Genomic DNA, 23,796 nt, shown 5'->3' with positions numbered 1-23,796 from the left:
CGCTCTTCCGCTGACGAATCTCCGGGGTACATACTGAGCGTCAGTGTCGGACCGCCCGAAGTCCGGCCCATGCGCTGTTCCCGAAGGAGTACTCATGGTCACGCCCATCAAGACGAAGCCGCTCGCGCAGGGCGGAGGAACCCTCCGCCGCAATCTCGGCCTCTGGGCGATCGTCGGTCTCGGACTCGGCTATATGACACCGACCGTCGTCTTCGACACGTTCGGCATGGTGGCTCGCGACACCGACAACGTCGTCCCCGCGGCCTACCTCGTCGCCCTCGTCGTGATGGTGTTCACCGCCATCAGCTACGGCAAGATCTCCCGCGCCATCCCGAGCGCCGGGTCTGCGTACACGTACGTCCGCGAGTCGATCCACCCGAACCTCGGGTTCATGGTCGGCTGGACCTCGCTCATCGACTATGTGCTGCTCCCGATGGTCAACTGCCTCATCATCCGCAGCTACCTCGAAGCGCTCTTCCCCGACATCCCCGGCTGGATCTGGGTCGTGCTGTACTGCATCCTCGTCACGAGCATCATCTACATGACGATGCGCGGCACCTCGAACATGAACATGATCCTGCTCGTGTTCTCGATCGTCGTGATGGTCGTGTTCGTCGTCATGGTCGTCGCGCAGCTGATGCGCGGCGAGGGAGCGGGCACGATCGCATCGGCCGCGCCCTTCATCCACGACGGTGCGACGATCGGCGCGGTGCTCATGGGCGCGACGATCGTCTGCTTCTCGTTCATCGGGTTCGACGCCGTGACGATGTACGCCGAGGAGGCGAAGGATCCGAAGACGATGCCCAAGGCGATCCTGCTGACCGTGCTGCTCGGCGGCGCGATCTTCCTCGTCGCCGCGTACGTCACGCAGCTGCGCTTCCCCGACTGGAACGAGTTCGCACCCGGTGGTGACATGCAGTACGTCGAGGATTCGACGCTGCCGATCATCGGAAACCTCGTCGGGGGCAACGTGCTCATGGCCGTGCTGACCGCCGCCGGCTTCTGCGCCACGCTCGCCTCGGGTCTCGCCTCGCACGCATCGGTCTCGCGGATGCTGCTCGTGATGGGTCGCAACAACGTCCTTCCGCAGAAGGCCTTCGGCTACATCAACCCGCGCACACACACGCCGACCTTCAACATCGTGCTGGTCGGCGCGATCTCGCTGCTCGCGATCCCGTTCACCCTCGAGCTGATCGCGGCGTGGATCAACTACGGCGCCCTGATCGCGTTCACCTTCGTCAACATCTCGGTGATCGCCTGGTTCGCCGTGCGCAAGGGGCGGCGCCACACACCGCGCGACATCTTCTCGTACATCGTGATGCCGGGCATCGGCATGCTCCTCACGGGTCTGCTGTGGGTGAACCTGCACTCCGACGCCCTGACCGGGGGGCTCATCTGGACCGCTCTCGGCCTGATCTACCTCGCCGTGATCACGAAGGGGTTCCGCAAGAAGGTGGTCGCGTTCGATGAGAACCAGGCGGTGACCGGGTTCAACAAGGTCGTGAAGGTGCCGGTCGACGAGAACTGAGCACCTCAGGCGTAGAGACGCGCAAGAGCCGCCTGCCCGGGAGGGAGGCGGCTCTTGTGTCGTGCGCAGTGGGTGTGACTCCGGTCAGATCACGCCCTGGGCGAGCATCGCGCCCGCGACGCGCTCGAAGCCCGCGATGTTCGCCCCGGCGACATAGTCGCCGGCCACGTCGTAGCGCTCCGCGGCGTCGAACGCGGCGCGGTGGATGTCCGCCATGATCTCGCGCAGCTTGTTCTCGCTCGCGTCGAAGCTCCACCGCTGGCGAGACGCGTTCTGGCTCATCTCGAGAGCGGAGGTGGCGACGCCTCCCGCGTTCGCGGCCTTGCCCGGCGCGAAGAGGACTCCGGCGCTCTGGAACGCATCGACGGCAGCGGGGACGCAGGGCATGTTCGCGCCTTCCGAGACCGCTCGCACGCCGTTGGCGATCAGGGTCTCGGCGGCGTGGAGGTCGAGTTCGTTCTGGGTCGCCGACGGCACGGCGATGTCGACCGGGACCTCCCAGACGCTGCCGCCTTCGATGAATCGGGCGCCGGGGCGACGGTGGGCGTACTCGACGATGCGCGCGCGCTCGACCTCCTTGATCTGGCGCAGCAGGTCGACGTCGATGCCGGCGTCGTCGACGACGTACCCCGACGAGTCGGATGCCGTGACGGCGGTCGCGCCGAGCTGGGATGCCTTCTGGATCGCGTAGATCGCGACGTTGCCCGAGCCCGAGACGCCGACGCGCTTGCCGTCGAGCGAGTCGCTGTGCACGCCGAGCATCTCCTGTGCGAAGAACACCGCGCCGTAGCCGGTCGCCTCGGTGCGCACCTCTGCGCCACCCCAGCCGGTGCCCTTGCCGGTGAACATGCCGGACTCGTGGCGGTTGGTGATCTTGCGGTACTGGCCGAACAGGTAGCCGATCTCGCGACCGCCGACGCCGATGTCGCCGGCGGGGACGTCGGTGTGCTCGCCGAGGTGACGGTAGAGCTCGTTCATGAACGACTGGCAGAAGCGCATGATCTCGGCATCCGACCTGCCGTGCGGGTCGAAGTCGGATCCGCCCTTGCCGCCGCCGATGCCCTGGCCGGTCAGTGCGTTCTTGAAGATCTGCTCGAACCCGAGGAACTTGATGATCGACAGGTTGACCGACGGGTGGAAGCGCAGGCCGCCCTTGTACGGTCCGAGCACCGAGGAGAACTGGATCCGGTAGCCGCGGTTGACCTGCAGACGCCCGGCATCGTCGACCCACGGCACGCGGAACAGGATCTGCCGCTCCGGCTCCACCAGACGCTCGAGGATGCCGCCGTCGACGTACTGCGGGTTGCGCGCGAGCACCGGTGCGATCGAGTTCAGCACCTCGTGCACGGCCTGCTGGAACTCGGGCTCGTGCGGGCTGCGGGCGAGCACCGTGTCGAACACGGGCTGCACGTCGTCGGCGAGCGGATGGAAGTCGACGGAAGACGGAGAGGTCACGCGAAAGAGCTTTCTGATCGGGGGATGGTGCTGCGTGCGATCGTGTCGCGTGAGGGTGCGCCGGATACGGCGAAGTTTTCACTCTAGCGGGCACGCCGAGGTGAGCACCTTCACACCGGCATGCGCTTGTTCGGGGACGACGACGCGGGGGTCACCCGGTGTTCTGCAGGCCCGCCGCGACGCCGCTCACCGAGAGCAGCAGCAGTCGCCGCTGCTCGTCGTCGGCACCCGAGCCGGTCGCCTCGGCCGGGTCGCGCAGTGCGCGGAGGGCGCGCAGCTGCAGCAGCGACAGGGCGTCGACGTACGGAGTGCGCAGCTGCACGGCGCGCTGCAGGATCGGCTTGTTCTCGAGCAGGCCCACGCCGCCGGTGAGACGGATGACCCACTCGCGCGTCAGCGACAGCTCGTCGAGCACGAGCTGCGCGAGATCGTCCCGATCGCCGAGGGCGAGGTACTGGCGGGCGATGCGCTCATCGGTCTTCGCGAGGCTCATGGCGACGTTGTCGATCATGGTGCGCAGCAGCGGCCAGTCGCGATAGGCCTCGGCGAGACGGGCCTCGTCGCCGACGGCGGCGAGAGCGGTTCCGAGTCCGAACCAGCCGGCGAGGTTGATGCGGGCCTGGGTCCAGGCGAAGACCCACGGGATCGCTCGCAGGTCTTCCAGCGACTCGACCGACAGCCCGCGTCGAGCCGGGCGGGAGCCCAGGGCGAGCAGGCCGATCTCTTCGAGAGGGGTGACCGTGGCGAACCAGGGGGCGAAGCCCTCCGCCTTGACGAGCGAGAAGAAGCGCTCGCGCGACGAGGTGTCCATGACGGCGGCGATGTCGGCGAAGCGTGCGGCGGCGTCGCTCGTGTGCTTCTCGACGGACGGAGACGAGGCGAGCAGCGTCGCCGCGGCGACCTGATCGATGTGGCGCATCGCGATGGCCGGCTCGCCGTAGCGCGCGAAGATGACCTCGCCCTGCTCGGTGAGCTTGAAGCGACCGTCGACCGAGTGCGGTGGCTGAGCGAGGATGGCCGAGTTGGCAGGTCCGCCGCCTCGGCCCAGAGCACCGCCGCGACCATGGAACAGGGTCAGTTCGATGTCGGAGTCTTTGGCCCACTGCGCGATCTTCTCCTGCGCCTCGTACAGGGCGAGGTTCGCGGCGACCGGGCCGACGTCCTTCGACGAGTCGGAGTAGCCGAGCATGACCTCGAGCCGGTTGCCCGTCGCGGCGAGGCGTTCCTGGAACTCCGGGAACGTCACGGCCTCCGCGAGGATGGCGGGCGCCGCCTGCAGGTCGGCGAAGGTCTCGAACAGGGGAACGACGTCGAGCACGGGGGCGTCGTCGCCCAGCGCGTGCCTCGCGAGCGCATACACGTTCGCGAGGTCGGGCGCCGACTGAGTGAACGACACGACATAGCGGCCGGCAGCCCGCAGGCCGCGGTCGCGCTGGATCTCGGCGATCACGCGGAAGACCTCGAGCACCTCCTCGGTCTGCGCGCTGATCGCGTCGCCGCTGGAGAGCTCCGAGAGCGCCTTGCGGTGCACCTGCGAGTGCTGACGCACCTCGAGCTCGGTCAGATGGAAGCCGTAGGTCTCCACCTGCCAGATGAGGTGCTGCACGCCGCCGAACGCATGGCGCTTCGCGCCCGCATCCGCCAGCGACGACTGTACCGTGCGCAGGTCGTCGAGCAGCTCCTCGGGGCGCGAGTAGCGCTGCTCCTCGCCGCGGCGGGTGGCCGCGACACGGTGGGCGAGGGCGAGCAGCACGCGGCGGTGCGGCTCACCGGGGGAGCGGGCGCCCAGCTCCTCGGCGACGCGCGGCTCAGCGGCGGCGAAGGCCTCCCACAGCGCCGTGACTCCGGCGCTCGCAGGGGTGTCCTCGGCGTCGAGCGTGAGGGCGCGGCCGATGCGCTCGAGTGCGCGCTCCAGCCCGCGCAGCACGTGGTCGGAGGCGATCTGCGACGCCTCACGGGTGACGGATGCGGTCACGAACGGGTTGCCGTCGCGGTCGCCGCCGACCCAGGACCCGATGCGCACGAACGCGGGCACGACCGGAGCGCTCGAGCCGGAGTCGTCGCCGCGGAGTGCGTCGTCGATGCGCCGGTACACGTGCGGCACGGTGGTGAACAGGGTCTCGTCGAACACGCCCATGACCGTGCGCACCTCGTCGGTCGGCGAGGGCTTCTCGGCGCGGAGCGGCGCGGTGCGCCAGAGGGTGTCGATCTCCTCCAGCATCCTCCGGCGCGCGCGGTGCTCCTCCGACCCGCCCTCGCTCGCGGCGTCGTGCTGGGTGAGCAGCTCGGAGAGGCGGCGGATGCTCGACGACACCGCGCGACGGCGTGCCTCGGTCGGGTGGGCGGTGAACACCGGGTGGAAGCGCAGGCCCTCGAGACGGCGGAGCGCCTCGTCGTCACCGACCTCCGTCTTCAGACGCGCATAGGCGGTGGCGACGGTGTCGGCCGCATCCTCGCGGCCCGGCTGGCCGGCGCGCTCGCGGAGCACCCGCACGCGCTGGTGCTCCTCGGCGAGATTGACGAGGTGGAAGTAGCAGGTGAACGCCCGGGCGACCTCGTCGGCGCGCGCGATGCTGAACGACTCGGCGATCGCGGCCGCCCGATCGAAGGCGTCGGAGGTCTCTTCGTCATAGGCCTGGATCGTCGCCAGCCGCAGCCGCTCGACGTCCTCGAAGAGGTCGTCACCGCCTGCTTCGCGCAGTACCTGGCCGAGAAGGGCGCCGAGCATTCTGACATCGGTGCGCATGGCATCCGGAATGCCGCGGCCCGCTTCGAAACGGCCGATGATGCGGATGGCCGAGGTGTCAGTGGGCTCGGGGAAGGCGTGTTCGGGGGTCACCGTTCGAGAGTATCCCGGGTCGGGGTCGTGCTCTGAACGCATGACGATGTGAGACGTGCGGGGCGCTCGCAATTACCATGGGGGCGATGCGCATCTCCGCGAACCCTCTCCGTGGCCAGCAGTTCCCTGCTGTCCTGCTCCTCGTCGCGGCAGGGCTCGGCATCCTGCTGGCGAATCTTCCCTCGCATGATGCGCTCGCCGCGGTGCTCGACTTCCACATCGCCGTGCCCGGCACAGTGCTCGACCTCGCGATCGAGCACTGGGTGTCCGACGGGCTTCTCGCCGTGTTCTTCCTCGTGGTGGCGATCGAGCTGCGGCACGAGCTCACACACGGCGAGCTCGATTCGCCCAGCAAGGCCGTGCAGCCGGCCATCGCTGCCGCCGGCGGTGTGCTGGTGCCGATCGCTGTCTATCTGCTCATCGCGGGCGACTCCGCGACCGCCACGGGCTGGCCCATCCCGACGGCGACCGACATCGCCTTCGCGCTCGGCGTGCTCGCGATGTTCGGACGGGGGCTTCCGTCGAACGTCCGCGTCTTCCTGCTCGCGCTCGCGATCCTCGACGACATCATCGGCATCATCTTCATCGCGGTCCTCTTCGCGCACGACGTGCAGTGGCTGTTCCTCGCGCTCGCCGTCGCCGCCGTCGTCGCGTTCTGGCTGCTCAGCAGACTGCTCCATGCCAAGGGGCATCCGGCGGTGGCCGTCGCGATGATCATCGTCGGCGTCGTCGCCTGGGGCCTGGTGGCCTCGTCGGGCATCCACGCCACCATCGCCGGCGTGATGCTCGGGCTCGTGATGTCGCCCGTTCCTGCCGCGCGCACCAGGCACGTGCTCGAACCGACCGTGAACGGCGCGATCCTGCCGATCTTCGCGTTCGTCGCCGCCTTCGTGGTGATCCCCGCCCTCGCACCGTCGGAGCTCTCTCCCGCCTTCTGGGGGATCGTCGTGGCGCTGCCCGTCGGAAAGATCATCGGCATCTCCCTGTTCGGGTGGCTCGCGATGCGGATCCGGCCCCGAGGCGCGGCGCCGGCCCTGCCGTTCGCCGACATCTTCGCCGCCGGCGCGCTGGGCGGCATCGGCTTCACCGTCTCGCTTCTGCTCGCCAACCTCGCCTTCGCGGCCGACGCCGGCACCCGCGATCAGGCGATCCTTGGTGTGCTCGTCGGCTCGCTCGTGGCTCTCGTGCTCTCGGGTGTGATCGTGTCACTCCGCGCCCGTACGTACCGACGACGGGGCGCCGTGACCTCGTGACCGCGAGGCGACCCGAGTGGCGTTCGAAGGAGGACCGGTGAGTGCAGAGCCCGCCCGCGACCCGCTGCGCGCCGCAGCCGAGACGATGCGCGAGGTCCGGAATCGCTGCGTCTGGTCGCAGCAGATCACCCATCGTGATCTCGTGCCGTATCTCATCGAGGAGTCGCACGAGGTGATCGACGCCGTCGAGGACGGCTCACGGGCCGACCTGCGTGAGGAGCTCGGCGACCTGCTCTGGCAGGTGCTGTTCCACGCCGCGATCGCCGCGCAGGACCCCGACGACCCGTTCGACATCGACGATGTCGCGGCCACGCTCACCGAGAAGATGGTGCGGCGGCATCCTCACGTCTTCGCGGACGAGGTCGCGACGACCCCTGAAGAGGTCCTGGTGCACTGGAACGCCGCGAAGGCGGCGGAGAAACGCGCGAGACGCAGCGTCCTCGACGGGATCCCGCGCGGTATGCCGGCGCTCGCGCTGGCACAGAAGGTCGCCGGTCGAGCCGAGGGGGCCGGCGTCGTCGTCGCCCGGACCGACGCGGACGGGGCTGGACCGGCGCCCTCCTCGGAAGCAGAGCTCGGCGACGCACTTCTCCGCCTCGTGGCGGTCGCGCGCGCCGAGGGCTGGGATGCCGAACGAGCGCTGCGCGAACGGCTCCGAGCGGTCGAGGCCGAGGTCCGCGAGGCGGAATCCGAAGCCTGAGTCCACGGCCTGGCCCGCCGACCTGGAAAGATGGAGGCGTGGCTACTGTGAACCCGCCGCGCGGAATGCGCGACATCCTCCCCGCCGACAAGGCTCGCCGCGAGCGCGTCCTCTCCGTGATCCGTGATCGTTACCGCTCGCACGGGTTCGACGAGATCGAGACACCGGCGCTCGAGGAGTACTCGCGACTGCACGCCGGCATCGGCGGCGACAACGAGAAGCTCGCCTACAACGTGCTGCGCCGCGGCCTCGATGCGGATGCCATCCGCGACGCCGCCGACGACCAGGGCGCCCTGGCCGACCTCGGTCTGCGATACGACCTCACGGTTCCGCTCGCGCGCTTCTACGCGAGCAATCGCGCTCAGCTCCCCGGTGTGTTCCGCGCGATCCAGATCGGTCCGGTCTGGCGTGCTGAGCGACCGCAGAAGGGGCGCTACCGCCAGTTCGTGCAGTGCGACATCGACATCATCGGCGACGACTCGTCGCGCGCGGAGGCCGAGCTCATGGTCGCCTCGCTCGATGCGGTCGACGCACTGGGTCTCGAGGGCGCCACCGTGCGCATCAACGACCGCCGTGCGCTGGACTGGATGCTCGACAGCTTCGGCTTCACGGGCGACGAACGTCCCGGGGTCCTCATCACGATCGACAAGCTCGACAAGATCGGGCCCGACGGCGTCGCCGCCGAGCTGCGCGAGCGCGGTTCGGCGCCATCGGCCGTCGACGCGTTCGAAGCCTTCCTCCTGCGCCCGCAGACCATGGAGTACAACCCCTTCGGCGAACGTCAGATCCGCAAGGCGCTTCCCGACGGTGCCCCGGACGAGATCGTCGGACACCTCGTCGCGATCGGCGAGGCCGTCGCCGCCGGCCGAGGCGCGACCGACATCCCGCTGGTCTTCGACCCGTTCCTCGTGCGCGGCATGGGCTACTACACGGGCACGATCTTCGAGCTGGCCCACCCTTCGGTGTCGTACTCGCTCGGCGGCGGCGGTCGCTATGACGGCATGATCGGCCGCTTCCTCGGCCAGCAGGTCCCTGCCGTCGGGTTCTCGCTGGGCTTCGAGCGCCTCGTCGACCTCGTGACGGCGGGCGCGGATGCCGGCGAGCGCGCCGTCGTGCTCATCCACGACGCCGACGTGCCGGTCGCCGAGCTCGTCATGCACAAGGCGGGTCTCGTGGGCTCCGGGGCGCGAGTGCGGCTGGAACGACGCACGAAGAACGTGAAAGCCCTGCTCGAGCGCTCGGCCGCCGACGGATACACGGAGTTCGCGACCGTCTCGTCGGGCACCTCGGAGCTGGAGCTCAAGCCCCTCTCCTGAGTTCGGCGGATGCCGTTCACTCGGCGTTCACGCCGTTCCGGTCGAATCGGGACATGAGCCGACCGCCGTTCGTCGCCGTCGCGGCGGTGGGTGTCGCCACCGCGGTGGCCGCCGCCGGAATCCGGGTCGTCCTCACCCGACAGGCCGCGATCGCACGTCGACGCATCGGCAAGCCGCTCGGTGAGGAGTCGATCGACGCCGACCGCGTCTGGCGTCGTTCGCTCGACGGCATGCCGATCGATCTGCTCGTGCTCGGAGACTCGCTGGCGGCGGGCCTCGGCGCCGAGCGGCGCAAGGAGACACTGGGCGGACGACTCGCCAAGGGTCTGGCGCGACGGATGCGACGACCGGTCCATCTGCGCACGGCCGCCGTCGTCGGGTCCGAATCGCCCGACCTCGCCGCCCAGCTCGACGCGCTGCCCGAGGACTACGCCCCGCATGTCGCCGTGATCGTGGTCGGGGGCAACGACGTGACGCACCGCATCCCCGTCGCCGTCTCGACGCAGCACCTGCGGGAGGCCGTCCGACGGCTGCGTGCTCGGGGTACGGAGGTCGTGGTCGGCACCTGTCCCGATCTCGGAGCCCTCCGCCCCGTACCGCAGCCTCTGCGGCGCCTGATGTCGAGCATGTCCCGTCGACTCGCCAGGGTACAGGCCGAGACCGCTCGTGCCGAGGGCGCGCACCCCGTCGACCTCCGCCGCGCCGTCGGCCCGATGTTCTTCGACGATCCGGAGGCGATGTTCAGCCTCGATCGCTTCCACCCGAGTCCGCTCGGCTATCGGCGCACGGCGGAGGCACTGCTCCCGGCCGCGTGTCGGGCTGCCGAGACCGCGCTCAGCTCGCGCCGTCAGACGGGGCAGCACTGAAGGACGCCGCCCAGTCGGCGACCCGCCGTGCGCTCTCCTCGTCCGAGAGGTCTTCGACCCGGGTCATCACCGACCATCGCACGCCGAACGGATCCCGGATGCTGGCGAATCGGTCTCCCGACACGAACGCCGACGGAGCCTCGCGCACGGTTGCGCCCGCGGCGACGGCACGCTCGACGACGGCGTCGACGTCCGAGACATAGAGTCCCATCGAGTAGCAGTCGTCGTCTCCCGACGGCGCAGAAACCAGATGATAGTCGGGGCTCGGCTCGCCCAGCTGCAGGTGGCCGAACCCGAAGTCGAGGTCCGCATGGGCGACGACACCGCCGAACTCCGTGACATCGATGACGCGAGCGCCGAAGACGTCCCGGTAGAACTCGATCGCCTCCCGTGCCCGGGGGACCGCGAGGAAGGGAGTGAGGGAGGTCGCGCTGTTCGGTCGGCCGTCCGTGGTGTGCTCGCCGGTCACGCCGGTCCTGTTCTCGGTGCTCATGCAGCCACAGTAGGGAGCAGTCGCAGACGCGCGCTTGAACTTGCGCGACACGATCGTGCGCCGGGTCATAGGGTCGAGGCATGGACGTCGACGACCTCGGACCGACCGTGTCCGCCATGCGGGTCACCGTGACGATCCTCGCGGGCGGCTAGCGATGCGTGCGACCCGCGGTGTGCTGTATCCGGCCCGGCTGCCGGACTTCCATCGTCTGCCGCCTGCGACCGCCGCGCGGGACCTCGCGGTGTGGTTCTGGATTCCCGAGTGGAGCATCGAGCCCGCTCGATCGTCTCGCCAGGAGATCGTCGGCTACCCGGCGCTGAACCTCGTCGTCGAGAACGGTGACGTGAGTCTGTCCGGGGCGACGACACGGGCTTCGCATCGCGAGCTGACCGGCACGGGCTGGGCAGTGGGCGCCCTGCTGCGACCCGCAGCTGTCGCGGCCCTCATCGACGACCCTGCCGCACTCGTCGATTCCGAGCAGCCGGTCGTCGCTCCCGAGCTCGCGGACGGGGTCAGTGCTGCGATGGCGTCGGGGGAGGGGCACCGCGAACGCGCCGTCGCGGTGTTCTCGGAGTGGCTCGCTCGTCGGGTCGGACCCCTCGACGACAGTGCGAGGCATGCGAACGCGCTGGTCGAGGTGCTCATGGAGGAGGGCGCGGCCGACTCGGTCGAGGAGGCCGCGACCCGACTCGCGGTCTCGCTGCGCACGCTGCAGCGCCTCGCCCATCGTCACGTCGGAGTGTCGCCGGCCGCCATGATCCGGCGCCGCAGGCTGCAGGAGGCCGCGGAGCACCTGCGTCTGCACCCAACGGTCGATCTGGCGGATCTCGCCGCCGACCTGGGGTACGCGGATCACGCCCATCTCACCCGCGACTTCCGGAACGTGCTCGGAATCGCGCCCCGCGCGTACCGGGCGTCCTCCGCGCAGGACGTTCGGAGCGCTGCCGCGCCACCCTGATCAGCGCGCGAGCCGCAGCCGGATCATCCGATAGAGCACACCGACCAGCACGACCGCGGTACCCGCCACCGAAGCCACCACCGGCAGCGTGTTCACGAGCACGAGGCACCCGAGCGCACCGACGACCTGCAGCACCCGCGGATAGCGGCGAGCCGCAGTGCGCTGGCGGAAGGCCGCCGCATTGGCGATGAGGTAGTACAGCAGCACACCGAACGAGGAGAAGCCGATCGCGTCGCGCAGATCGGCGACGAGCACGATCACCACGATGATGACCGCGATCGTGATCTCGGCCCGACGGGGTACGTGCCAACGCTCGTCGACCTTCGCGAGGAAGCGCGGCAGATCCTCTTCGCGGGCCATCGCCAGTGTGGTGCGACCGATGCCGGTCAGGAGGGCGAGCAGAGCTCCGAGCGAGGCGGCGGCCGCGGCCACGCGGACGACAGGAGCGAGAGCGGTCCACCCCGAGGCCGTGACGACATCGGCGAGAGGGGTGGTGCTCGTGACCGCGTCGCCGCCGAGCACGATCACGACCGTGATCGCGACGAGCGTGTAGACGACGACCGTGCCGCCGAGGGCCAGGGCGATCGCCCGGGGGATCGTCCGGGCGGGGTCGACGACCTCTTCGCCCATCGTCGCGATGCGCGCGTATCCCGCGAACGCGAAGAAGAGCAGGCCTGCGCCCTGCAGCACCCCGTACGCGGAGGCATCCGGAAGGGGAGCCGGGGCGGTAGACGAGGAACCGCCGAGGCCCACCGCGACCACCACAGCGAGTCCGAGCAGCGAGCACACGACGAGGATGCGCGTGACGAGGGCGGTTCGCGTCACGCCGAAGCAGTTGACCGCCGCGAGAGCGACGACGGCAGCGACGGCGACCGGCACCTGCCAGCCGTCCGGTGCGGCGTAGGCGGCGAAGGTCATGGCCATCGCCGCGCAGCTGGCGATCTTGCCGATCACGAAGCTCCATCCGGCGATGAATCCCCACCACGGGCCGATCTCGGCGCGGGCGTACGCGTAGGTGCCGCCGGCGACGGGATGCGCGGCGGCGAGCTGCGCCGAGGCGGTCGCGTTGCAGTAGGCGACGATCGCGGCGATCGCCAGGGCGATCAGGATGCCGCTTCCGGCGACTCCCATGGCCGGTGCCCACACGGAGAACACGCCGGCGCCGATCATCGAACCGAGACCGATCGCGACGGCGTCGACCAGTGTCAGGCGGCGGGCGAGAGGCATCCCGTCATCGTGGCACGTCCGGGTGAACGTCCGGTATCGCCGTCGCCGTCAGCTCCGAGCGGCGGTGACGCGCTGCTTCTCGCGGATGTAGACCTGTCGGCGGACTCTGGCGACGACGTCTCCGTCGCGGTCGGTGATGACGGTCTCGAACCACTCGAGCACCTTCGCACCGCCGTGCGCCCGCCCGCGGATCTCCTCGGCCCGCTCGCGGCTGACCTCGAACTCGGCGGTCAGCACCCCGCGCCCGGGCTTGACGAACTCGATCTCGCCCCGGGTGTCCCAGACGACATAGTCCCGACCGAGCTGATGCATCACGAGCATGAAGAAGTACGGGTCCGTCATCGCGGACATCGAGCCGCCGAATGCCGTCTTCACGTAATTGCGGGTGAACACGTTGACGTGCAGCTCGACCGTGGCGTGCGTCCAGTCCTCGCTGAAGCGGCGGATGCGGATGCCGCTGAACAGATTGGGGACCCACAGGCTCATGCCCGTGGCGAGACGACGGGGAGTGATGCGCATGAGGTCAGTGTGGCCGACGGCCTGATCCGGACAAAGCTCGCTGGAGGGTTGCGACAGTTGTTATAGTTTATGTAGAACTACTAGAAGATTGGAGGACGGGATGCTGATCCGCATCGACGCCGACAGCGCTCGGCCGCTCTTCGATCAGGTCGCGGCATCCGTTCGCGCCGATGTCCTCGCCGGACGTCTCGTGCCGGGTGACCGGCTGCCTGCAGCCCGTGAACTCGCCGAGGCGCTCGAGATCAACCTGCACACCGTTCTCCGTGCCTATCAGCAGCTGCGCGACGAGGGGCTGATCGATCTGCGCCGTGGCAGGGGAGCGGTGGTGTCCGCTGCTGCATCTCCGCTCGCCGAGCTCTCACAGGACATCGCCGCGCTCGTCGCCCGCGCCGCATCCCTCGGACTCTCTTCCTCGACACTGGCCGCGCTCATCAAGGAGACCGACGCATGACCCCCGAGATCCGCCGCGCCCGCACCGCCTTCTGGTGGGTCGGGGTCATCGTCCCCGCCGCTCTGATCGTGCTCGCCGCCGTCATCGTCCTGGCGTGGCTGCCCGACATCCCCGATCCTGCGGCGATCCACTGGGGCCTCGACGGGGCCGATGGCTTCGCGCCGCGGTGGACGCCACTGGTCATGCTGATCGGCCTGGGCGGAGGGATCGTGGCGATGTTCGCGATCATCGTCCTGGTCTCGCACAGGCTGCCCCCACGGGGCTCGGGCGGGCCGCTTCCTCAGTCGCAGTGGTCGACGACCGCCCGTCTGCTCGGAGCGGCCGGCCTCGCGATGGCGGGCCTGATGTCCATGCTCGCGATCACGACGACCGGCTCCCAGCGAGGGCTCTCCGATGCGAACGAGGCGCCCGACATCACCCTCTGGGTCCCGGTCATCGTCGCGATCGCCGCCGGCCTCGGGGTGATCGGATGGTTCGCGCAGCCGAAGGTGCCCGTCGCGTCCGTCGCGTCCGCGGATCCGGCGGCACCTCTCCCTCTCGCCGACCACGAGCGCGCCGTGTGGATGAAGACCGTGAACGTGGCCCGCAGTGGCCAGGTCGTCCTCGGGATCAGCGTCTTCTTCACGGTCGCCGTGAGCGTGCTGCTGCTCGCCCGGGGCATCGCCGCCGGGTGGATCGTGGCGGGCATCACTGTGGTCCTCGTCATCGTCGTGGCGACCGGTCTGTCGTTCCGGGTGCGGGCGAGCACCGCTGGCCTTCGGGTGCGCTCCGTCGCCGGATGGCCGCGTCTCGAGATCGCCGCGGCCGACATCGCCAGCGCTCGCGCGGTGCAGGTCGACCCGTTCGCCGAGTTCGGCGGCTGGGGCTACCGAATCGGCACCGACGGGCGGCGCGGATTCGTGCTGCGCACCGGCGAGGCCCTCGAGATCACCCGCACAGACGGTCGCGTATTCGTCGTCACCGTCGACGACGCCTCCACAGCGGCATCCGTCCTCGCTTCCGCAGCATCCCGATGATCGCACCGCACATCGACACCGCTCCGCACATCGACGCCGAACAGCACATCGACACCGAACAGCACATCGACACCGAACCGGGAGTCAATCCATGACCCGCATCAGAGCCGCATCCGTCGTCCTCTTCGTCGCGCTCGCGTGCGGGCTCGCCTGGCTCGTCGCCCTGCCGCTGTGGCTGGGCGACGGCCTCGCCGAGCCCAGCACCTGGTTCCTGCTGCCCGTGATGATGCTGACCCCCGCGCTCGCCGCGCTCGTGGTCACCCTCGCCCTGCGTGTGCCGGCACCGGGGGAGCGGCTCCGCTTCCTGGGCATCTGGCCCCTGCGCCCGGCCAGGCGGGTCGTCTGGCTGATGGTGGCGGGCTGGCTCGTCCCTCCGGTTCTCGTCGCGCTCGGCATCGTGGTCGCGGCGGCCTTCGGATGGGTGCAGCTCGACCCGGCGTTCTCGGCGTTCTCCGCTGAGATCGCGAGGTCGCTGCCCGCCGGTGCGCCGATGCCCCCGATCGAGCTCATCGTGATCTCGCAGATCGTGATGATCCCTGTCGGCGCCCTGATCAACAGTGTGCTGGCGTTCGGCGAAGAACTCGGCTGGCGCGGGTGGCTCGTCCCGGCCCTGCGACCGCTCGGCACGTGGCCGGCACTCCTCATCAGCGGAGCGATCTGGGGCTTCTGGCACAGCCCGGTGATCCTGCTGGGCTACAACTTCGGGCGCACCGACATCACCGGCGTGCTGTTCATGATCGGCGGCTGCATGGCCTGGGGTGTGCTGCTGGGCTGGCTGCGTCTGCGCTCCGCATCGGTCTGGCCCGCCGTCCTCGCGCACGGCTCGCTGAACGCGGCCGCCGGACTCGTCCTCATCTTCGCCGCATCGCAGCCCGATCTCGCACTCGCCGGACCTCTCGGCGTCGCGGGATGGATCGTCGCGGCGGCGGTGATCGCCGCATTGGCCCTCACGGGCCAGTTCCGTCGTCAGCCCGAGCTCGCGGGCGCGCCCGGGCGGCTGCTGTCCGCTCCCCGAGCCGGGAGGGGTCCGCAACCCTCTTGACGCTCTTCGGGGCTCACGGTTTGCTGAGGGCATGGAATCCACTCCCGCCGCCTGGTCGAATGCCGACGCCTATCTCGCTGATCTCCTCGTCGGTCATGATCCGCAGCTGGAGGCGGCGCTGGCCGCTCAGCACGATGCCGGTCTTCCCGAGATCGAGGTCGCGCCGGTCGGCGGCAAGCTCCTCAACCTCCTGGCCCGCATCAGCGGCGCTCGCCGCGTGCTGGAGATCGGGACGCTCGGCGGCTACTCGACGATCTGGCTCGCACGGGCGGTGGGTCCCGAGGGGCGGGTGATCACCGTCGAGGCCGAAGCGGACAACGCCGCCGTGGCCCGCGCGAGCATCGATGCCGCCGGCGTCGGAGACCGCGTCGACATCCGGATCGGCCGAGGTGCCGACGTGCTCCCCACGCTGGTCGGCGGCTTCGACCTGGTCTTCATCGACGCCGACAAGGAGTCGAACACGGTCTACCTCGACTGGGCCGCGAAGCTGGGCCGTCCCGGAACCGTGATCGTGCTCGACAACATCGGACGGGAGGGTGAGATCGTGCGCGACGATGCGACCGACCCCAAGGTCGTCGGCACCAGGGATGCACTGCGGATGCTGGGCGAGGACCCGCGCTTCGACGCCACCGCGCTGCAGACGGTCGGTGTCAAAGGCTGGGACGGCGTCGCGCTCGCTGTCGTCGTGTGAACCTCCGGCCCCGACCCGGGTGCTGATGGCCGGGCGGGCTAGACTGGGCGCGGATCGACGACGCTCCACACACCTTTTCTCTGAGCAAGGAGCACATCAGTGGCACTGATCGAGGCTGTAGGCGCACGCGAGATTCTCGACTCGCGCGGAAACCCGACCGTTGAGGTGGAGGTGCTCCTCGACGACGGCGTAGTCCAGCGGGCAGCCGTCCCGTCGGGTGCATCCACCGGCGCATTCGAGGCGTACGAGCTGCGCGACGGCGACAAGAGCCGTTATGGCGGCAAGGGCGTGCTCAAGGCCGTCGACGCCATCATCGACGAGCTCGGACCGGCGCTCGAGGGCATCGAGGCGAGCGAGCAGCGCATCGTCGACGAGATCCTGATCGAGACCGACGGCACCGAGAACAAGCAGCGTACCGGCGCCAACGCGATCCTCGGCGTCAGCCTCGCCGTCGCGAAGGCCGCGGCCGACTCGGCCGATCTGCCCCTGTTCCGCTACCTGGGCGGCCCCAACGCGCACGTGCTGCCCGTGCCGCTCTTCAACGTGATCAACGGCGGCGAGCACGCCGACAACGGCATCGACATGCAGGAGTTCTTCCTCGCGCCGATCGGCGCCGAGACGTATTCCGAGGCGCTCCGCTGGGGTGTCGAGACCTACCACGTGCTGCGCGGCGAGCTGAAGGCCGCCGGCTACGCGACGGGCCTCGGCGACGAGGGCGGCTTCGCCCCCGACCTGCCCAGCAACCGCGAGGGTCTCGACTTCCTCGTCAAGGCGATCGAGAAGGCCGGCTTCAAGCCGGGCACCGAGATCGCGCTCGGCCTCGACGTCGCAGCGACCGAGTTCTTCAGCGACGGCGTGTACCGCCTCGACAACAAGGACTGGACCGGCCCCGAGCTGATCGAGTACTACCAGGGTCTGGTCAACGACTTCCCGATCGTCACGATCGAGGACGCCCTCGCCGAGGACGACTGGGACAACTGGAAGCTCCTCACCGACGCTCTCGGCTCGAAGGTCCAGCTCGTCGGAGACGACCTGTTCGTCACGAACCCGACGCGTCTGGCTGACGGCATCAAGCGCGGCGTCGCCAACTCGCTGCTCGTGAAGGTCAACCAGATCGGAACGCTCACCGAGACGTTCGACGCGGTCAGCCTGGCACAGCGCTCGGGTTACACCGCCATGCTGTCGCACCGCTCGGGTGAGACCGAGGACACGACGATCGCCGACCTCGTGGTCGCGACGAACGCGGGTCAGATCAAGGCGGGTGCGCCTGCTCGCAGCGAGCGCGTCGCGAAGTACAATCAGCTTCTGCGCATCGAGGAAGAGCTGGGCGACGCGGCTGTCTTCGCCGGCCGCTCCGCGTTCCCGCGCTACCAGGGCTGAACACAGCTGAGACAGACAGAAGCCGCCTGAGCGGCTCGAACGGAGGAGGAGCCGTGGCACGACGACCGGCTCCTCCTTCGGCGTCTCCGGGGTCGTCCCGGCCCGCCTCAGCGCCGCCGTCGCCCGTACGGCGGCCCGCGGGTCGGACGCCCCGGGGCGCGGCGAGCAGAGGCGCGCAGGACCGCAGGGTCGATGTGCGCGAGTGGGCCTCCGGCATCCGCCTGTCGGCCTTCTCGGTCATCATGCTGTCTCTCGTGGTCCTCGGCGCGTGGGTGCTGGTGCCGACCCTCGGCACCTTCATCGATCAGAGGCAGAAGATCTCGGCTCTGGAGCAGTCGATCCAGGTCTCCGAAGACCAGATCGCCGCGCTCGAGAAAGAGCGTGAACGCTGGAACGACCCGGCGTACATCACCACCCAGGCGCGTGAGCGCCTGTATTACGTCAAGCCCGGCGAGGTCGTGTACCTGATCGACAACGACCTCGACCCCGCCGCGCTTCCGCAGCAGCAGGGCCCGGTCAGCGACACGCTCGAGGAGACGCCCTCCGACTGGATGCCGCAGCTCCTGCGCACTCTCACGTCCGCCGGACTCAGCGACACGGCCGCAGTCGCCCGCTGACCTGCGCCGCCGCCGCACGGGGCGTGTGCTCCGAGCATCCTCCCGGTCGGCTCCCGTACGCTGGACGGGTGACCACGCCGCCATTCCCCGCCCCCACGACCGCCGAACTCGCCGTGGTGTCGGCCCAGCTGGGGAGAACCGCTCGCGGCGTCGTCGGCATCGCAGCCCGTTGCGTGTGCGGCAACCCCACGGTCGTCGCCACCACGCCGAGGCTGCCGGACGGAACGCCGTTCCCCACCTTCTACTACCTCACCCACCCTGCCGCGACTGCGGCCATGTCGACTCTCGAGGCCACTCAGGTCATGCCGGAGCTCGCGGCGCTCCTCGCCGAGGACGACGGGGTCGCGGCGGCCTACCTCGCGGCGCACGAGGCCTACCTCGCCGACCGTGCGCAGTTCGGCGAGGTCACCGAGATCGACGGCATCTCGGCCGGCGGCATGCCCACGCGCGTCAAGTGCCTGCACGCTCTGGCCGGTCACGCTCTCGCGGCCGGCCCCGGCGTGAACCCGATCGGCGACGTGGCGCTCGAGCGTTCGACGTGGTCTCCCGAGAAGTGCCGGTGCGACGCCCCGGGCGCGGCCCTGCGCGACGTCGAGGCGTCGACCGAATGAGGCCGCAGCGGATGCTGCGCAACGGCGTCGCGGTGGCGACGATCGTGGCATCCGTCCTGCTCCTCGGCGCAGCGGCGACGCCGCCGCCGGTGCCCGATGATCCTGCCGATCCGGTGCGCGCCGCCGAATACTGGCTCGATGGCGCCGGGATCCGAGACGCCTGGCAGACCACCCGCGGCGACGGAGTGACCATCGCCGTCATCGACACCGGGATCGCCAAGGTCCCGGGAGTGTTCGACGGGGCCGTCGTCGGCGGCACGGACGTGTCCGGCACCGGGACACCCGACGGGCGCACCCCGGTGGGTGCCATCGACGGCAATCACGGCTCGTGGGTCGCATCCCTCGCCGCCGGGCGCGGCGCGGCCGACGGCAAGGGCATGATCGGCGTCGCCCCCGAAGCCGATCTGCTCTCGATCTCCGTGGGGTTCGGCGCAGCTGCCGCCGTGCCGTTCACCGAGCAGGTGGCGAAGGCGATGCGCTGGGCGGTCGATCACGGGGCGGACATCATCAACCTCTCGTTCACCACGAACACGCTGGACTGGGACAAGAGTTGGGACGACGCGTTCCTCTACGCCTTCGAGAACGACGTCGTGGTCGTGGTCGCGGCGGGCAATCGGGGGAGCGGCACCGACATCATCGGCGCCCCCGCGACGATCCCCGGCGTGCTCACGGTCGGCGGAGTCGATCAGACGGGCACGGCGAGCATCGAAGCCTCGACGCAGGGGATCACCATCGGCATCGCGGCACCCAGCGAGGGCCTGCGCGGCGTCTCGGCGGACGGCACGGTCGTGCCCTGGAGCGGCACCAGCGGTGCGGCGCCCATCGTCGCGGGCATCGCGGCCCTCGTCCGGTCCGCGCATCCCGAGCTCGATGCCGCCAACGTCATCAACCGCATCATCAAGACGGCGATCGAGGTCCCCGGCATGGCGGATCCTCCCGACCCCCTCTACGGCTACGGTCTGGTGGATGCCGAGGCGGCGATCAGCGGGGACGTGCCCAAGGTCTCCGAGAACCCCATGGGAGACCTCGCCGAGTGGGTCCGCCTGTTCCGTCGGGCGGAGACGGTCCCGCAGCCGGAACCCACCGCCGCGCCGGTCGAGGTGCCGCCTCTGCCGGATGCGGACGCGCCGACGGAAGCCGGTTCACCGCTGCTTCCCAGCGCTGAATCGCTGCGCTACGGTACCCTGCCGCTCATCGCGCTCACAGTCCCTGGTATCCTGATAGCGCTTGGCGTCACCGCAGCTGCCCGGCGCATCCGATCGGCGCGCGCACGCACGCCACATTCCTGACTCCCGAGGAGTTGTCCCCCTGTGCCTCAGAACAGCACTGTGCCCAAGATTCTGATCGTCGGTGGAGGCTATGCAGGCTTCTACACGGCGTGGAAGCTGGAGAAGCACCTTCGCAAGGGTGAAGCAGACGTCACCATGGTCGACCCGCTGCCGTACATGACGTACCAGCCGTTCCTCCCCGAGGTGGCCGCCGGCTCGATCGAAGCCCGACACTCGGTGGTCGCCCACCGTCGTCACCTCAAGCGCACGAACGTGCTCACCGCCAAGGTGACCGGAATTAACCACGCCGAGAAGGTCGCGACGATCACGCCTCCCGTGGGCGAGCCGTACGAGTTCGCGTACGACCAGATCGTGGTGACCGCGGGTGCCGTCTCGCGCACCTTCCCGATCCCGGGCATCGCAGACAACGCGATCGGCCTGAAGACGATCGAGGAGGCCGTCGCGATCCGTGACCGCCTGATGTCGAACTTCGACAAGGCGGCGTCGCTGCCTGCGGGCCCCGCGCGTGATCGCCTGCTCTCCGTCGTCGTCGTCGGCGGTGGCTTCGCCGGCATCGAGGTGTTCGCCGAGCTGCGCTCGCTCGCCTCGTCGCTGGTCAGCAAGTACCCGCAGCTGACCTTCGACGACACCCACTTCCACCTCATCGAGGCGATGGGGCGCATCATGCCCGAGGTCTCGCTGCAGACGAGCGAGTGGGTGCTCAAGGACCTCGCGAAGCGCGGCGCCAACGTGCACCTCGACACGCAGCTCACCAGCGCGGTCGACGGCAACGTCGAGCTGTCGACGGGTGAGGTCATCCCCACCGATCTGATCGTCTGGACCGCCGGTGTCATGGCGAACCCGACGGTGGTGCGCGGTGGCGACCTCCCGATCGAGGAGCGCGGCCGCATCCAGACCCGTGCAGACCTCCGTGTCGGCACCCCCGAGGCCTTCGTTCCCGGGGCCTGGGCCGCCGGTGACGTCTCTGCCGTCCCCGACCTGTCCGGTGGTGGCGTCGGCGGCTTCTGCGTGCCGAACGCCCAGCACGCCGTCCGTCAGGCGAAGCTCCTCGCGAAGAACATCGTCGCCGTGCTGCGTGGCGAGGACCCGAAGGAGTACTTCCACAAGAACCTCGGCGCCGTCGCGGGCCTCGGGCTCTACAACGGTGTCTTCCAGTCCGGCAAGATCGCCCTCAAGGGGTTCGTCGCCTGGGTCGCCCACCGTGGATACCACGGCCTCGCGATGCCCACGTGGGAGCGCAAGTTCCGCGTGGTGTGGGGCTGGTGGAACAACCTGTGGCTCGGTCGCGACCTGGTGAACCTCGAGACGGTCCAGAACCCGCGCTATGTCTTCGAGGAGTTCGCCGCTCGCCCGCGTCCGGCCGCCGATGCGCCGGCTCCCGCCGTCACGGCTCCGGCCGCGCAGGCGACCGCCGTCGACAAGGCTGCTGACGAGAAGCCCGCCGGCCAGAAGACCGGTGCCAAGAAGCCGGCCGCCAAGAAGACCGCCGAGACGGCTGCCGCCAAGTAGTCCTCTCCTCGAACGCCCCGATTCCTCCGGAATCGGGGCGTTCGTCGTCTCCGCCGACGGGGCGTGTCTCGCACCCCGTTCATAGGCGCGCTTGCTACCGTCGGCAGCGCAAGGGGAGTACTCCCGTCTGCGGTGGTGTCGTCATTACGGATACGAGGTCGTGTCCCGGCCCACCGGCCCGTGAGGGTGGAGGAGACCTGGCGTCCGTATCCGCGGACGGCCAAGGACCCCTCACCGCACCGCTGTCGAGACCCGTGGTCGTCCACACCACGAAGGAATCGTCACCATGGGAAAACTCAACCGACTGCTCGGGATGGCCGCTCGCGCCCTCGATCTCGACGAGAGCGGATCCCGCACGGATCGCGACGGCTCGCGGGGGCAGACGCCTCCCGCGCCCGGACGGCGTCACCCGGAGAATGATCGATACTCTCCTCCGCCGGTGCACCGGACGTCGCGTGACCCGTACTCTCCGCCTCCTGCCGGTGCCGCCTCCGCCTCCCGTGCAGCCGGATCGGGGTCGGATGCCGACCGGGCCGCGATCGCACGGTACGACTACCTGCTCGAGACCGCCGATCCGCACCGCATCGAGCAGATCCATCGCGAGGCGTTCGCGCGGCTGACGCCGGCGCAGCGCGCGCAGGTGCAGGAGCGCATGAACACGGAGCTCGCGCCCGGCGAACGCCCGACCTCGTCCTCGCCGGAGGATCTCGCACGTGCGGCCGGGCGCTCCGAGGCGGCGCACCCCGGACGCATGCGCGGCATCCTGTCGCGGGTGCGCGGGTTCGGCGCTGCCGGTGCCGTCGGCGGCGCCGCCGTGGGCGCGTTGGGCATCGTGGCGGTCGGCGCCGTCGGCAGTGCCGTCGCCGCCCCCCTTCTCGAGCAGGCGGCCGGGCTCGGTGTCGACTTCGACGCGCTCGCGCAGGGTGTCGACGTCGAGGCGATCGCGAGCGGACTCGGCGGCGAGGAGCTCACGGGAGCCGCTGAGGGTGTTCTCGGATCGGCCGGTGAGACCGTCTCGGGCCTCGGCGACGCCGCGAGCGAATGGGGTCAGCGGCTCGGCGACCTGGGCATCCCCGGAATCGGCGATCTGTTCGGCCGATGAGCGGCGCGATCATGGCGGCCGCCGAGTCATCGCCGTCGGATCACGGATTCTCCGGCCTCACCGGGTTCGCCGCCGACGTCCTCACCCAGCTCGGCGACATCGGGGTGGGCGTGCTGGTGTTCCTCGAGGTGCTCGTCCCGCCCATTCCGAGCGAGGTGATTCTCCCGTTCGCCGGCTACCTGAGTCAGAGCGGCGACCTCACGCTCGGCTGGCTGATCGTGTGGAGCACCCTCGCCTCATGGATCGGGGCGCTCCTGCTCTACTGGCTCGGGGCGGCCATCGGCATCGAGCGGGCCGTGCGGCTTCTCGCGGCCACCAAGCTGGTCAGCCGCGGCGATCTGGACCGGGGAGTGGCCTGGTTCCAGCGAAGCGGAGGGTGGACGGTGCTCGTGGGGCGGATGGTCCCCGGAGTCCGCAGCCTGATCTCGATCCCTGCGGGTGCCACGCGGATGAACCTGGCGCGATTCAGCGTCTACACCATCGTGGGCAGCGGCCTGTGGAACACTCTGCTCATCGGGGTGGGTGCCCTGCTGGGAACCCAGCACGAGCAGCTCGAGCACCTGCTCGGGTATCTCGACTACGCCGTGTATTCAGCGCTGGCGATCGCCGTCGGTGTGCTGGTCCTGCGCCGAATCCGTGAGGCGCGCGGGTCGGCATCCGCGAACGGACAGACCCGCGGCGCGGCAGATGGACGCGCGGATGGCTGAGAAGCGCGCTGTGCCCCCGCTGGGACTCGAACCCAGACTGAAGCGATTTTAAGTCGCCTGCCTCTGCCATTGGGCTACGGGGGCTCCATGTGACTGGCTCAGATTACACGGGTATATCGGCCGCTCCGGCGCCGCATCCCGCACGGACAGGGCGAAGGGAGACGGGCGTCCCAGCGCCCGTCTCCCTGTGATGCTGCTGAGACAGCATCGCTACCCCCCGGCAACCG

The 23,796-nt window shown here is 69.7% G+C and carries 22 protein-coding genes and 1 tRNA gene; 17 read left to right on the top strand and 6 right to left on the bottom strand.

Translation table 11 applies throughout. From position 1 onward, the window contains the following. The first annotated feature begins 94 nt into the window (after positions 1–94). Positions 95–1,528: an APC family permease gene (locus tag QRN21_RS03260; protein ID WP_082297762.1), complete on the top strand. Its 1,434-nt coding sequence runs from the start codon at positions 95–97 to the stop codon at positions 1,526–1,528. Positions 1,529–1,612: 84 nt separating this feature from the next. Here the strand turns inward: QRN21_RS03260 and gdhA are convergent, their stop codons facing one another. Both gdhA and QRN21_RS03250 read right to left on the bottom strand, forming a co-directional pair. Further along, a complete protein-coding gene (gdhA, locus tag QRN21_RS03255; RefSeq protein ID WP_056277909.1) occupies positions 1,613–2,983 on the bottom strand; it encodes an NADP-specific glutamate dehydrogenase in 1,371 nt (456 codons plus the stop codon). Positions 2,984–3,134: 151 nt separating this feature from the next. Continuing rightward, positions 3,135–5,822: a phosphoenolpyruvate carboxylase gene (locus QRN21_RS03250; RefSeq protein ID WP_285363101.1), complete on the bottom strand. Its 2,688-nt coding sequence runs from the start codon at positions 5,820–5,822 to the stop codon at positions 3,135–3,137. Between the two features lie 86 nt (positions 5,823–5,908). Between QRN21_RS03250 and QRN21_RS03245 the strand changes: the two genes are divergently transcribed. The 4 genes from QRN21_RS03245 to QRN21_RS03230 all read left to right on the top strand — a co-directional run bounded on the left by QRN21_RS03245 (position 5,909) and on the right by QRN21_RS03230 (position 9,957). Continuing rightward, the gene (locus QRN21_RS03245) at positions 5,909–7,075 is read left to right on the top strand and encodes a Na+/H+ antiporter NhaA (protein WP_285363100.1); all 1,167 of its coding nucleotides are present in this window, start codon (positions 5,909–5,911) and stop codon (positions 7,073–7,075) included. 85 nt (positions 7,076–7,160) lie between these two features. Further along, positions 7,161–7,775 (top strand): nucleoside triphosphate pyrophosphohydrolase, encoded by a 615-nt coding sequence (locus QRN21_RS03240; RefSeq protein WP_072592236.1) that lies wholly within the window; start codon positions 7,161–7,163, stop codon positions 7,773–7,775. 65 nt (positions 7,776–7,840) lie between these two features. Beyond that, entirely contained in the window at positions 7,841–9,091 is a 1,251-nt protein-coding gene (locus tag QRN21_RS03235) for a histidine--tRNA ligase (protein WP_056277920.1), read from the top strand. Between the two features lie 53 nt (positions 9,092–9,144). Then, the gene (locus tag QRN21_RS03230) at positions 9,145–9,957 is read left to right on the top strand and encodes an SGNH/GDSL hydrolase family protein (RefSeq protein WP_082297764.1); all 813 of its coding nucleotides are present in this window, start codon (positions 9,145–9,147) and stop codon (positions 9,955–9,957) included. On the opposite strand, the gene QRN21_RS03225 is transcribed toward QRN21_RS03230, so the two are convergent. Further along, positions 9,926–10,450: a VOC family protein gene (locus tag QRN21_RS03225; protein WP_056279003.1), complete on the bottom strand. Its 525-nt coding sequence runs from the start codon at positions 10,448–10,450 to the stop codon at positions 9,926–9,928. The genes QRN21_RS03230 and QRN21_RS03225 overlap by 32 nt on opposite strands. 154 nt (positions 10,451–10,604) lie before the next feature. Between QRN21_RS03225 and QRN21_RS03220 the strand changes: the two genes are divergently transcribed. After that, complete coding sequence (locus QRN21_RS03220) at positions 10,605–11,408, top strand: AraC family transcriptional regulator (RefSeq protein ID WP_056277925.1); 804 nt, start codon at positions 10,605–10,607, stop codon at positions 11,406–11,408. On the opposite strand, the gene QRN21_RS03215 is transcribed toward QRN21_RS03220, so the two are convergent. Together QRN21_RS03215 and QRN21_RS03210 are read right to left on the bottom strand one after the other, a co-directional pair. Then, a complete protein-coding gene (locus QRN21_RS03215; protein WP_285363099.1) occupies positions 11,409–12,635 on the bottom strand; it encodes an APC family permease in 1,227 nt (408 codons plus the stop codon). A gap of 48 nt (positions 12,636–12,683) precedes the next feature. After that, positions 12,684–13,154: a DUF4442 domain-containing protein gene (locus QRN21_RS03210; protein ID WP_285363098.1), complete on the bottom strand. Its 471-nt coding sequence runs from the start codon at positions 13,152–13,154 to the stop codon at positions 12,684–12,686. 100 nt (positions 13,155–13,254) lie between these two features. On the opposite strand from QRN21_RS03210, the gene QRN21_RS03205 reads away from it, so the two are divergent. The 11 genes from QRN21_RS03205 (at position 13,255) to QRN21_RS03155 (ending at position 23,569) form a co-directional block, all read left to right on the top strand. Then, on the top strand, positions 13,255–13,605 hold the full coding sequence (locus tag QRN21_RS03205) for a GntR family transcriptional regulator (RefSeq protein ID WP_072590965.1): 351 nt from the start codon (positions 13,255–13,257) through the stop codon (positions 13,603–13,605). Further along, complete coding sequence (locus QRN21_RS03200) at positions 13,602–14,621, top strand: DUF1648 domain-containing protein (protein WP_072590966.1); 1,020 nt, start codon at positions 13,602–13,604, stop codon at positions 14,619–14,621. Before QRN21_RS03205 ends, QRN21_RS03200 begins: the two co-directional genes overlap by 4 nt. A 91-nt stretch (positions 14,622–14,712) precedes the next feature. Continuing rightward, positions 14,713–15,663 (top strand): CPBP family intramembrane glutamic endopeptidase, encoded by a 951-nt coding sequence (locus QRN21_RS03195; RefSeq protein WP_285363097.1) that lies wholly within the window; start codon positions 14,713–14,715, stop codon positions 15,661–15,663. 31 nt (positions 15,664–15,694) lie between these two features. Next, the gene (locus QRN21_RS03190; RefSeq protein ID WP_072590968.1) at positions 15,695–16,354 is read left to right on the top strand and encodes an O-methyltransferase; all 660 of its coding nucleotides are present in this window, start codon (positions 15,695–15,697) and stop codon (positions 16,352–16,354) included. Positions 16,355–16,453: 99 nt separating this feature from the next. Then, positions 16,454–17,734, top strand: coding sequence for a phosphopyruvate hydratase (gene eno, locus QRN21_RS03185; RefSeq protein ID WP_053095504.1), 1,281 nt, complete (start codon positions 16,454–16,456; stop codon positions 17,732–17,734). A 194-nt stretch (positions 17,735–17,928) separates the two neighbouring features. After that, complete coding sequence (locus QRN21_RS03180) at positions 17,929–18,351, top strand: FtsB family cell division protein (protein ID WP_285363096.1); 423 nt, start codon at positions 17,929–17,931, stop codon at positions 18,349–18,351. Positions 18,352–18,419: 68 nt separating this feature from the next. Further along, entirely contained in the window at positions 18,420–18,962 is a 543-nt protein-coding gene (locus QRN21_RS03175; RefSeq protein ID WP_053095505.1) for a DUF501 domain-containing protein, read from the top strand. Then, the gene (locus QRN21_RS03170; RefSeq protein WP_072590970.1) at positions 18,959–20,251 is read left to right on the top strand and encodes a S8 family serine peptidase; all 1,293 of its coding nucleotides are present in this window, start codon (positions 18,959–18,961) and stop codon (positions 20,249–20,251) included. Before QRN21_RS03175 ends, QRN21_RS03170 begins: the two co-directional genes overlap by 4 nt. A 39-nt stretch (positions 20,252–20,290) precedes the next feature. Further along, positions 20,291–21,760: an NAD(P)/FAD-dependent oxidoreductase gene (locus QRN21_RS03165; RefSeq protein WP_053099042.1), complete on the top strand. Its 1,470-nt coding sequence runs from the start codon at positions 20,291–20,293 to the stop codon at positions 21,758–21,760. A gap of 286 nt (positions 21,761–22,046) precedes the next feature. Further along, positions 22,047–22,862, top strand: coding sequence for a cation-transporting ATPase (locus QRN21_RS03160; RefSeq protein ID WP_285363095.1), 816 nt, complete (start codon positions 22,047–22,049; stop codon positions 22,860–22,862). Then, entirely contained in the window at positions 22,859–23,569 is a 711-nt protein-coding gene (locus QRN21_RS03155) for a DedA family protein (protein WP_056277947.1), read from the top strand. Before QRN21_RS03160 ends, QRN21_RS03155 begins: the two co-directional genes overlap by 4 nt. A gap of 11 nt (positions 23,570–23,580) precedes the next feature. On the opposite strand, the gene QRN21_RS03150 is transcribed toward QRN21_RS03155, so the two are convergent. Then, positions 23,581–23,653, bottom strand: a tRNA-Leu gene (locus tag QRN21_RS03150). Positions 23,654–23,796 lie beyond the last annotated feature (143 nt).

This window comes from Microbacterium sp. LMC-P-041 (genome assembly GCF_030209555.1).
Classification (GTDB): domain Bacteria; phylum Actinomycetota; class Actinomycetes; order Actinomycetales; family Microbacteriaceae; genus Microbacterium.
Note: the sequence above shows the minus strand (reverse complement) of the source record. Positions and strands in the feature narration are given on the sequence as shown.